This is a genomic window from Flavobacterium sp. (assembly GCF_023151265.1).
Lineage (GTDB): Bacteria > Bacteroidota > Bacteroidia > Flavobacteriales > Flavobacteriaceae > Flavobacterium.
On sequence record NZ_JAKLJH010000096.1, the window covers coordinates 1 to 10344 of the forward strand.

Below are 10344 nucleotides of genomic sequence, written 5' to 3' on the forward strand. Positions count from 1 at the left end.
TTATATAAACGTTCCTTTATATGTTTATGAATCAGAATCTTCTTCTGACAAAAAAGACAAAAAAGAAGAGGAAGAAACAGAAGAAAATGTAAATTACGATAAAAAAACAAAAAGAATTTATACACGTGATCAACTTTTAGTTACAGGTTTATTAGATGGTGAAGAAATTAATGTAATTGTAAATCACTGGCCGTCTCGTTCTGGTGGCGAAAAAAGAAGTAGCCCTTATCGTGAAGCTGCTGGTAGATTAAATAGAAAAATCATGGATTCTATCATCAAAATCAATCCAAATGCTAAGTTTATTACCATGGGAGATTTAAATGACGGAGCTTACAACAAAAGTGTAAAACAAGGCATTGGCGCTAAACTTAAGAAAACAGAATTAAAAGAACCAAGAGATGTTTATAACCCGTTTGAGCAAATGGCTAAAGACGGACATGCCTCTTTGTTTTACAGAGATTCAGGTGATATTTTCGACCAAATCATGGTAAGTCAACAATTGGTTCCGGCAGATAATAACGATTATGGCTCATTCAAATATTGGAAAGCAGGTATTTATAACAAACCTTTCTTAATCCAAAAAACAGGTCAGTACAAAGGATATCCACTTCGTAATCAAAACGGAGTTCCAGGATTCTCAGATCACTTTCCAGTTTATATTTACTTAGTGAAAGAAGTGAAGTAATTTCATTCTTAATAATTTAATAAGGTTAGTTTGCAATAAAATGCGGCTAACCTTTTTTCTTTTTAGTAACTTTACGTTTTTAAATTGCATAAGATGAAAATTAAAAAACCATTTAATCTAAATCAATGGATTGAAGAAAACCGACAGTTTTTGAAGCCACCCGTAGGAAATAAAACCATCTATGATGAAACTTCAGACGATTATATTGTTATGGTCGTGGGTGGACCCAATGCCCGAAAGGACTATCACTACAATGAAACCGAAGAACTATTTTATCAATTAGAAGGCGAAATTACCGTTTTTATTCAAGAAGATGGTGAAAAGAAAGCTATGAAATTGGGTCCAGGCGACATGTATTTGCATCCTGCTAAAGTACCGCATTCACCAGCAAGAACTGAGGGTTCAGTAGGTTTGGTAATCGAAAGAAAACGCGCAGGAAAAGGATTTAATGATGGTTTACTTTGGTTTTGTGACAATTGCAATCATAAATTACACGAAGTTTATTTCGAATTACACGATATAGAAAAAGACTTTTTACCGCATTTCAGTACGTTTTATAATTCTGAAGAAAAGAGAACTTGTAAAAAATGTGGTACTGTAATGGAAACCAATCCTAAGTTTACTACTAAGAAATAGTTAAAAAACAGCTGTGTAACTTGAGACACACATTTATTAAAATATATTTTTTACATTTGTGAAAATTTAACAAAAACCGAATAAAAAGTTATAAAATGATATCTGAAGCAGCAATTCAATTTGGTATGCAAGAAGCTTTGCAACAATTAGGCATTAAAGAAATTAACGAAGGAACTTCTACTGGAACAAAGTGGTTTTCTAACGGAAAAATCATCGAATCATATTCACCAGCAACAGGAGATTTGATTGGAAAAGTAAAATCTTCAACAAAAGAAGATTACGAAACAGCTATGAGTGCTGCAGAAGAAGCTTTCAAAACATGGCGTTTGGTTCCAGCTCCAAAAAGAGGGGAAATCGTTCGTCAGATGGGAGAAGAATTACGTAAACATAAAGAAGCATTAGGAAAATTAGTGTCTTTTGAAATGGGTAAATCGTATCAAGAAGGTCTTGGAGAAGTGCAAGAAATGATTGATATCTGTGATTTCGCAGTAGGTTTATCACGTCAATTACACGGATTAACCATGCATTCAGAACGTCCAATGCACAGAATGTATGAGCAATGGCATCCGTTTGGAATTGTTGGAATCATTTCGGCTTTCAACTTCCCAGTAGCGGTTTGGTCTTGGAATACAATGTTAGCATGGATTTGTGGTGACGTTTGTATTTGGAAACCAAGTTCAAAAACGCCTTTATGTGGTGTAGCTTGTCAAAACATCATTCAAACGGTTTTAGAAAGAAACAATTTACCAGAAGGAATCAGCTGTTTAGTGGTTGGTAACGAGTCTGGAGATTTAATTAATAATGACAAACGTATTCCATTAGTATCGTTTACAGGTTCTACAAGAATTGGTCGTCACGTATCAAAAACGGTTGCTGAGCGTTTTGGAAACACTATCTTAGAATTAGGTGGAAACAACGCCATCATCGTTTCTAAAGAAGCTGATTTATCAATGGTATTGGTAGGAGCAGTTTTTGGAGCTGTTGGAACAGCAGGTCAACGTTGTACTTCAACTCGTAGATTAATTGTTCACGAAAGTGTTTATGATAAAACATTAGACGTTTTAGCAAAAGCGTATGCTCAGTTAAAAATTGGAAATCCATTAGATGCTAATAATCACGTAGGTCCACTTATCGATAAAGGTGCGGTTCAAGATTACTTAAACGCTATCGAAAAAGCAAAAGCAGAAGGCGGAAGAGTAATTGTAGAAGGTGGTGTTTTAGAAGGAGAAGGATACGAAAGTGGATGTTATGTAAAACCATGTATCATTGAAGCGAAAAACGAGTTCGAAATCGTACAACACGAAACATTTGCTCCAGTATTATATGTAATGAAATACAGCACAATTGAAGAAGCTATCGAAATGCAAAATGCAGTTCCTCAAGGATTATCTTCTTCTATTTTTACTAACAACATGAGAGAAATGGAATTATTCCTTTCTGCTGCAGGTTCTGATTGTGGTATTGCTAACGTAAACATTGGAACTTCTGGTGCTGAAATTGGAGGTGCTTTTGGTGGTGAAAAAGAAACAGGTGGTGGTCGTGAATCAGGTTCTGATGCATGGAAAGCGTACATGAGAAGACAAACTAACACCATTAACTACGGAACAGCGTTACCATTAGCGCAAGGTATTAAGTTTGATTTTTAATTAAGTGATTAATGAAAAGTAATTAGTTACTTTTTAGATATAGAAAAACCCTGCAATTGCAGGGTTTTTTGTTTTCTGTGGTTAGGAATGTAATTCCTCGCTATCGTAATAAAAACTTTCATAAACATAGTTTGTAAATCTTCTAGAAAATAGGTTAGCAATAAATAACAAATATTTATATTTGTTATTCACACAAATTAAAATGAGAAAACATTTAGATTTTACACTTAAATATTTTAGTTTAATTATTTCAATTCCACCTTTATTAGGAGCAATCTGGCAATTGATTGAATTAAGCAAAATGTCTTTGTCATATATTAGATTTTTTTCAGTTTCACAATTAGTTGCTGATGGAATATTAATGTTAATTATTTTGGGATTTATTTCAATTTCTGTTTCGTATTTATACCCAACTATATTTAAAAATACAAATAAAGAGTCTGATGAAGAAGAAAATAACAAATCAAAAGATGAAATTACAGATATAAAAAAACCAAATTTAATATTAGGATTTGTTTATTTAATTTTATCTATGTTTTGTTTGTTCGTTTGGGCGATACCAATTACAGATTATTTAATAAAAAAAATTAATAATCCATTAATTCAAATTACACTAGCAACAATTAATTTTGTATTAATTTCAGGAATTATAGTTCTAATTTTTAATTCTATTATAAATCTTCAAAAATTTTTAGATTCTCATTTTAAAGTATATTTAAAGATATTTTTTATTAGCTTAATTACTACATCAACCTCTATTACTTTTTTTAAATATTATTCCGAATTTAACAGATATATGCTTCTACCAAATAATTTGATAAATATTAAAAAAATAGAGTATGATATTAAAACTAAATATCCAAATACAACTGTAACGCTCAAATACTTAAATGACAAGTATATTTTCTATTCAATTGTTGACAAGAAGAAAAATGAAAAAATCAAGATCGTTAAATTTGATAATTTATTTGAAGAATAAAACCAAAAACCCCACAAATCAAATTTGCAGGGTTTTCTATGTTTATAGCTTTGTCATTCTGAACTCGTTTCAGAATCTATAAGTGAGAAGCTGAAACGAGTTCAGCTTGACAAAAAAGAAAAAAGAATTACTTCGTTTTCTTCACGTATTGTGTTAAAATATAAATACTTTGGTTTTCCACTCTACCTTCAATAAGGTTCGCATCGTCCCAAACCAATTTAATGTTGTGTACAGCAGCTCCACGTTTTGCAGTAAAAGTAGCGCCTTTTACATCTAAATCTTTAACCAACACTACCGAGTCGCCATCTTGTAAAATAACGCCGTTGCTGTCTTTATGTATAATTTTGTTTTCGTCTTCTTCTGCGCCTTCGCCTGTTGCTTTTGCCCATTCTAAGGCTTCTTCATCCAGGTACATCATGTCAAGCAAATCGTTGTTTTTCAAACGCGCTAACATTCTCCAAGATAAAATTTGAACTGGCAAATGTTCGTTCCACATACTTTCTGATAATCCTCTCCAATCGTTTTCATTCATGGTTTCTGGATTTTCAATTTGGTCTTTTAAATGTTTCGCAACTAAAACCGAATGTTCTAAGCTTTCTGCAGTGTGAGGTGGTAACGTGTACACAACTAAATCATGTTCGGCACCACTAATTTCGCAAACTGAACCACTGCGGTCTTTCAGTTTTTTTTCTATTACACTCATTTTGAATGGATTTTACGTAAATAAATAATTTGAAGCAAAGGTATAAATTGTAACAAAACAGCATAAAAAAAAGCAACTTTTTTACTAAGTTGCTTTAAAATAAATTCAAATATTAGTTTACAGATTAAAACTTGCGCCAATAGATAAGTTAAACTGATTGTTATATTTTTCAAATCCTCTCGGATCATTATCGTAATGTGCTATTGGAAACTGAATTTCAGAGTACACTCCGAAACCATCGGTAATAAAATAACGAGCGCCTAAATGTGCACCAAAATTTTTAATTCCAATATTTAATCCAGGATAGATGTCAACTTTTTTCTCAATTCCAAAAATATCGGCAATATTCGCACTAAAACGAGCTCTTAAATCAAAACGATCATCAAAATTTGGTTTTTCGCCTGCTACTTCTTCAATTCCTAATAAGTATAAAGAGGTAAAACCAAACGACATATTTGTTCCGATTCCTCTATCATACGTAGCAATTACACCTGTTCCTTTTTCCTGAATGTTGGCACCTACTTGAAATTTTGTATCTCCTTTTCCTTTAAAAACTTGCGCATTTGAGATTTGAACTGCGGCTAATAAACAAATTACTGCTAAAATTTTTTTCATCGTATTAAAATTTAAATTGAGTACAAATATAGCAATAAATTAATTTCTCCCTTTTTCGTTAGGATATAACTCTGGTAATGAATCACTTTGCCAAAATTCTTTTGTATTAACATCCATAATAGTTAATTTACCTTTGAAAGCAGCTCCGGTATCAACATTCCAAACACAAGCTTTGTTAACGGGAATTGTTTCGTTTATTTTTGTGACGGGTGTATGCCCAATGTAAATTTCTTTGTAGATATTGAGTCGATTAGGATAGGTGATGGCTTCTTTTGAAAGATTATTATCAAGTGCTAAAGCAGTTTCCCAAAGCGTTCTGTCCCAATAAAAAAGAGGTTTAAAATATTCGTGTTCTACTCCTTTCATATTGGTAAAACCGGCATGAATAAACAATCGGTTTTCATCATCTAAATAATAATCTTGTAACGATTTTAAGAAATCTATGTGTTTTTCTTTGGTTACCGAGTTAATGTTTTGATATGATTTTACAGTTGCTTCACCACCGTGTTGAAACCACAATTTTTCATCAATATTTTCGTTATTACCTAATAACCAGTCTAATAAGAGTTCGTCGTGATTGCCACGAATAAAAACACAAGGTTGTTTTTTTTGTAATTCTATTAAAAAATCTAAAACCGCAGGCGATTCGCTCCAGCCATCTACAAAGTCACCTAAAAAAATTAAAATGTCTTTTTGGGAAACGTTAGCTTTTTCTAAAACTTGGTGAATTGCTTTTAATCCACCATGAACATCTCCAAGTACGAATTTTCTCATAATTAAACATAATTTGACTCAAATTTTAGAAAAATATGCAGAAAAACTACAGCAATTAATCTTAATGGAGTCTCTAATTTTGTATTAGAAGTTAATAAACCCATTTTAAACAAATAAACAAACCCTTTAAAAATCAAAACATTATGAAAAATTTAGTTAAATTATTCGCTTTAGCATTAGTAGGGATTACTCTTTTTTCATGTACAACAGACGAGTACGATGCTGCACTTGAAGAAAGTGTAAAAGTAACAGAAAATATTCATAACGCCCAATTTAGAGAAGGAGATGAAGCGGCTAAGGATGAAGATACCATTGCAGTAGTTGATACATTGCTAACTACTAGGGAAGCTGTTGACGGAGACCCAGTAGTAATTATTATAAAAAAAGATTAATAAACTTAAAAATTAATAAAAATGAAAACAGTTGTATTGTTAATAGTAAGTTCTTTGTTTTTGTCTAATATGCCAAGTAACAGAGAAAAAGATTCAATAGAGAAAGTAATGACTTACAAAATTGAAAAGAAAGAAACAATTAATGTTGAAAACAGAATAGATCATAGAACTCCAATAATTATTTTAAAAAGAGATTAAATATTGTTTTTAAACATTATTTTTGTTAAAAGTAAAAAACATTTATTGCGACAAATAGCATTTCTATTAGGGTTATTTTTTATCGTTGGATGTAATCCAAGCGATGATAAACCTATTAATCAAAAAAAATTAGACAAATACTTTGAAAATAGTTCAAATGTAAACTTTGACAAAGCTACTCGTTTGAAATTTATTGATTCAATAGAAACCTTAATAGAAAATTCAAATGAAAATGATTCAATTAAAATAAAGAATTATTTTAAAATTGCTAATCGCTATTTTGGAGTTTTAGAGTATGAGAAGTATAAAGATATAACCAATAAAATATTACAAATTTCTATACCTAATAATGATTCATTAAATATTGCTAGGGCAGAATATTATTTAGGAGATTATTATTTTTCAACTTCACAAAATGATAGTGCATATCAATATTATTTAGAAGCTGAAAAGAAATACGAAAAATTAAACGATAAGCTTAACTTAGTAAATACAAAATTACGCAAGGCGTACATTTTATCTTATGAAAAAGATTTTTTAGGAAGTGAGTCAGAAACAGTTAAGGTGTTATCTATAGCTAAAGAAATTAAAGATCAAGAATTAATTTATGAATGTTTGGCTCATCTTGGAAGATCATTGTCTGGTCTTGGAAATTATGAAAAAGCATTAGAATATCATCAAAAATCACTATCTCAAATTAAGAATATAAAAAATGAAAATTATAAGCCTATTTTACAAGCTCAAGCAATAAATAATATCGGTTTTGTATATTTAAATTTAGGAAAATTTAAAGAAGCGGGTGAAATTTTTGCTGAGGGATTGAAAATAAAGAATCTTATAGAAATACAACCTGTTTTATATATTTCTTTAGTTGATAATTACTCCTATTCTCGTTTCAAAATTAATAAAAATGAAGGGCTTAGTGGTTTTAAAACAGCATTAGAAATTGGTGATAAAATCAATGATATCTATAGTAAAATAAACATCAGGATTCACCTTGTTGAATATTTCTTATCTAAAAAAGATACTGTTAAAGCGCTTCAATATAACGAAGAAGCTAATCAATTAGCAAAAGAGTCAAAGTATAACAAAGAAGTGTTACAAACACTTGATTTTTACACGCAATTAAAACCTAAAGAAGGACTAAAATACGCTAAAGAATACATAAAACTTAGCGACAGCTTACAACGTCAAGAAAGATTAAGCCGTAATAAATTAGCCCGAATTGAATTTGAAACTGACGAAATCATTGTAGAAAAAGAAGCCATTTCTAATAGGTTTCGAATTATTTTAATTTCATCATTACTTATAATTTCTTTTGGTATACTGTTCTATATTATCCTTTATCAGCGAAGTAAACACAAAGAATTGCTTTTTAATCAAGAGCAACAAAAAGCCAATGAAGAGATTTATAAATTAATGCTTGATAAACAAGACGAGTTAGAGGAAGCCAAAAAGAAAGAAAAATTGAGAATTTCACAAGATCTTCACGATAATATTTTGAATAAATTGGCAGGAATTCGATTTAATTTATTTGCATTAACTCAAAAACCAGATGAAACTGTTATAAAACGAAGTATCGAATATATCGACAAAATTCAGAATGTGGAAAACGAAATACGAACAGTTGCCCATGAACTACATTTTGAGTCGTTCCTTAATAAAGGAAATTACAGAAGCATTTTAGAGCAATTGATTCAGAATCAAAAAGAAACCTATAAAACAAAATGCGAATGTTCAATTGCGCCAGATGAAACAATTGAAACAATTTCGGCCTTAATAAAAATGAATGTTTATAGAATTATTCAAGAAACATTAAACAATATTAATAAGCACGCAAATGCTACTTTAATTTCGTTAAGTTTATATATTGATGAAGGTTTTTTATATTTGTCAATAAAGGACGATGGAGTTGGTTTTAAAGTTTCAAAAACCAAATCTGGAATTGGACTAAAAAATATAGAAAGTAGAACAGAATCTATAAACGGACGATTAAAAATTTCATCTGAAATTAATAAAGGAACTAAAGTGTCTTTAAAAGTTAAATTATAAAAAGTAAGATTTTGGAAAATAAAAAGCTAAGTATTTTAATGATTGACGATCATCCTTCCATGATAGAAGGCTATAAAAGTATTCTTTCTTTTAACGATTTGGATTGTGAAATTGAAGTTACACCAGCTTATAATTGCGAAAGTGCTTATTATTTAATTGCTGAGAATCAAAATGCATCCGCTTACGATGCGGCGTTTATCGATTTGAGTTTACCCGCTTTTCCTGAACAAAAAGTTTATTCTGGACATGATTTAGCAAGATTAGTTAGAAATTATATGCCTAATACGAAAATTATAATTCTAACATCGCACATTGAAGCCTTTTTATTATACAAAATTCATAGAGAAATTGAACCCGAAGGTTTCTTAGTTAAAAGTGATTTTTCGTCTCAAGAACTTTTAACTGCTTTCAATCAAATTATGAAGGGCGATAAGTATAAAAGTCGTACGGTGCAGCAAAATATTAATGAGTTAATGGCAAATGAATTTTTGTTAGATGAATATTATCAACAAATTATAACTCTTTTAGCACAAGGCATAAAAACCAAAAATATGCCAGAACACATCAATATTACGTTAAGTGCAATAGATAAAAGAAAAGCTCATATAAAAGAGTTTTTTAACATAGAAAAGGGTTCTGACGAAGACATTATTAAAGAAGCAAAAAAAAGAGGCTTGATATAAAATTTTAACAAAATGTGCAGAAAAACTACAGCAACCCAACCAAAAAGCGTCCTTACCTTTACATTGTAATTTAAATAGTAAAAAAGGATGAAACTATATACTAAAATCTTGCTGTTTTTGTTGTTTCTGAGTTTGGTTTGGCTTTACACTGTAGCCGATTTAACATACAACACATTATTCTTTGAAAGTAGTACATTTTTATCTAAATGTATCGGATATCATGCACAATTTGAATTAATTTACATTTTGGGAGTTTTTCTTTTTGTGTCTTACTTAGCATTAATACTTTTTATAAAAAATAAAAAATTGTACTAGTCGTATTTCATTTTTCTTAAAATTCGCATTACTTCTTTAAAAGACACGTAAATTAAAGGGTTTTCAAGTAATTTTAAGTATGGTTTTGAATCAATTAATTTTTGCTTTGCTTCATCAAAACCATTCAAATAGCAAATCATCATAATGTGAGGTAAATTCTCCAAATCTCGCTTTTCAGAATCGTTTAATAGCAATCCTTTTTGAAGTTTTCCTAATAGTACCAAATTGGAATTGTAAATATGATACAACATTTTTCGGTTGTATTGCGGTGGTTCAAACAATATTTCCGAATTCATTTTGTAATAACCATTATCAAAAAAAGTCAAGGTTACTTTTTCAAACGGATAATAACTCGTTTTATCATTCAATCCTAAAGAAATGTATTCAGTAATTGAAAAACTACTTTCATCATAGTCAATACTAACTTCATCTAAAGCCGAATAAAACAGCTTTACTTGTTCGTTGACTAACTCAATATCCACTCTCGAATAATACTCTTTATCCCTAACTTTTTTCTTGTTTCCAGCCCAGCAAACCACAAATAATTCTTTAAAAACCTTGTATTTAGAAGGCAAATCTTTATGACGATTATTGATGAAATCTAAAACGCTTTCTAACGTGTGTTCAATGCTATTACGAGAGCTGTTTTCAATACTAATAACCGTT

11 protein-coding genes and 1 pseudogene are annotated in these 10344 nt (G+C 30.2%); 8 read left to right on the plus strand and 4 right to left on the minus strand.

The annotated features are described in order from the left end of the window. The 4 genes and pseudogenes from L6Q46_RS09710 to L6Q46_RS09725 all read left to right on the plus strand — a co-directional run. Positions 1-685 (plus strand): annotated as a pseudogene (locus L6Q46_RS09710) (endonuclease/exonuclease/phosphatase family protein); the annotation flags it as partial. Positions 686-778: 93 nt separating this feature from the next. After that, positions 779-1321, plus strand: coding sequence for a 3-hydroxyanthranilate 3,4-dioxygenase (locus L6Q46_RS09715; protein ID WP_291284139.1), 543 nt, complete (start codon positions 779-781; stop codon positions 1319-1321). A 98-nt stretch (positions 1322-1419) separates the two neighbouring features. Further along, positions 1420-2967, plus strand: a complete 1548-nt coding sequence (locus L6Q46_RS09720; RefSeq protein WP_291284149.1) for an aldehyde dehydrogenase family protein — start codon at positions 1420-1422, stop codon at positions 2965-2967. Positions 2968-3169: 202 nt separating this feature from the next. Beyond that, on the plus strand, positions 3170-3946 hold the full coding sequence (locus L6Q46_RS09725) for a hypothetical protein (protein WP_291284140.1): 777 nt from the start codon (positions 3170-3172) through the stop codon (positions 3944-3946). A gap of 127 nt (positions 3947-4073) precedes the next feature. Here L6Q46_RS09725 and L6Q46_RS09730 read toward each other — a convergent pair whose 3' ends face one another. The 3 genes from L6Q46_RS09730 to L6Q46_RS09740 all read right to left on the minus strand — a co-directional run bounded on the left by L6Q46_RS09730 (position 4074) and on the right by L6Q46_RS09740 (position 6038). After that, positions 4074-4649, minus strand: a complete 576-nt coding sequence (locus tag L6Q46_RS09730; protein WP_291284141.1) for an alkylphosphonate utilization protein — start codon at positions 4647-4649, stop codon at positions 4074-4076. Positions 4650-4766: 117 nt separating this feature from the next. After that, positions 4767-5264: a DUF6646 family protein gene (locus tag L6Q46_RS09735; protein WP_291284142.1), complete on the minus strand. Its 498-nt coding sequence runs from the start codon at positions 5262-5264 to the stop codon at positions 4767-4769. Between the two features lie 39 nt (positions 5265-5303). Beyond that, the gene (locus L6Q46_RS09740) at positions 5304-6038 is read right to left on the minus strand and encodes a metallophosphoesterase (protein WP_291284143.1); all 735 of its coding nucleotides are present in this window, start codon (positions 6036-6038) and stop codon (positions 5304-5306) included. A gap of 143 nt (positions 6039-6181) precedes the next feature. Here L6Q46_RS09740 and L6Q46_RS09745 point away from each other — a divergent pair, with 143 nt between their 5' ends. Genes L6Q46_RS09745 through L6Q46_RS09760 form a run of 4 tightly spaced genes read left to right on the plus strand, consistent with a single transcriptional unit; the run spans position 6182 to position 9363 of the window. Next, complete coding sequence (locus L6Q46_RS09745) at positions 6182-6430, plus strand: hypothetical protein (protein WP_291284144.1); 249 nt, start codon at positions 6182-6184, stop codon at positions 6428-6430. Positions 6431-6451: 21 nt separating this feature from the next. After that, the gene (locus L6Q46_RS09750; RefSeq protein WP_291284145.1) at positions 6452-6628 is read left to right on the plus strand and encodes a hypothetical protein; all 177 of its coding nucleotides are present in this window, start codon (positions 6452-6454) and stop codon (positions 6626-6628) included. A 3-nt stretch (positions 6629-6631) separates the two neighbouring features. Next, positions 6632-8680 carry a tetratricopeptide repeat-containing sensor histidine kinase gene (locus L6Q46_RS09755; RefSeq protein WP_291284146.1) on the plus strand — a complete coding sequence of 683 codons (2049 nt, stop codon included), beginning with the start codon at positions 6632-6634 and terminating at the stop codon, positions 8678-8680. A gap of 11 nt (positions 8681-8691) precedes the next feature. Further along, positions 8692-9363 carry a response regulator gene (locus L6Q46_RS09760; RefSeq protein ID WP_291284147.1) on the plus strand — a complete coding sequence of 224 codons (672 nt, stop codon included), beginning with the start codon at positions 8692-8694 and terminating at the stop codon, positions 9361-9363. Between the two features lie 311 nt (positions 9364-9674). Here the strand turns inward: L6Q46_RS09760 and L6Q46_RS09765 are convergent. Next, positions 9675-10344, minus strand: a 670-nt coding sequence (locus L6Q46_RS09765; protein ID WP_291284148.1) for a DUF5929 domain-containing protein, incomplete at its 5' end; no start/stop codon positions are given.

Excerpts from the sequence above, each read along its gene's own strand:
- L6Q46_RS09715 (WP_291284139.1), top strand. The coding sequence starts at position 779 with ATGAAAATTAAAAAACCATTTAATCTAAATCAATGGATTGAAGAAAAC.
- L6Q46_RS09725 (WP_291284140.1), top strand. The coding sequence starts at position 3,170 with ATGAGAAAACATTTAGATTTTACACTTAAATATTTTAGTTTAATTATT.
- L6Q46_RS09730 (WP_291284141.1), bottom strand. The coding sequence starts at position 4,649 with ATGAGTGTAATAGAAAAAAAACTGAAAGACCGCAGTGGTTCAGTTTGC.
- L6Q46_RS09735 (WP_291284142.1), bottom strand. The coding sequence starts at position 5,264 with ATGAAAAAAATTTTAGCAGTAATTTGTTTATTAGCCGCAGTTCAAATC.
- L6Q46_RS09740 (WP_291284143.1), bottom strand. The coding sequence starts at position 6,038 with ATGAGAAAATTCGTACTTGGAGATGTTCATGGTGGATTAAAAGCAATT.
- L6Q46_RS09745 (WP_291284144.1), top strand. The coding sequence starts at position 6,182 with ATGAAAAATTTAGTTAAATTATTCGCTTTAGCATTAGTAGGGATTACT.
- L6Q46_RS09750 (WP_291284145.1), top strand. The coding sequence starts at position 6,452 with ATGAAAACAGTTGTATTGTTAATAGTAAGTTCTTTGTTTTTGTCTAAT.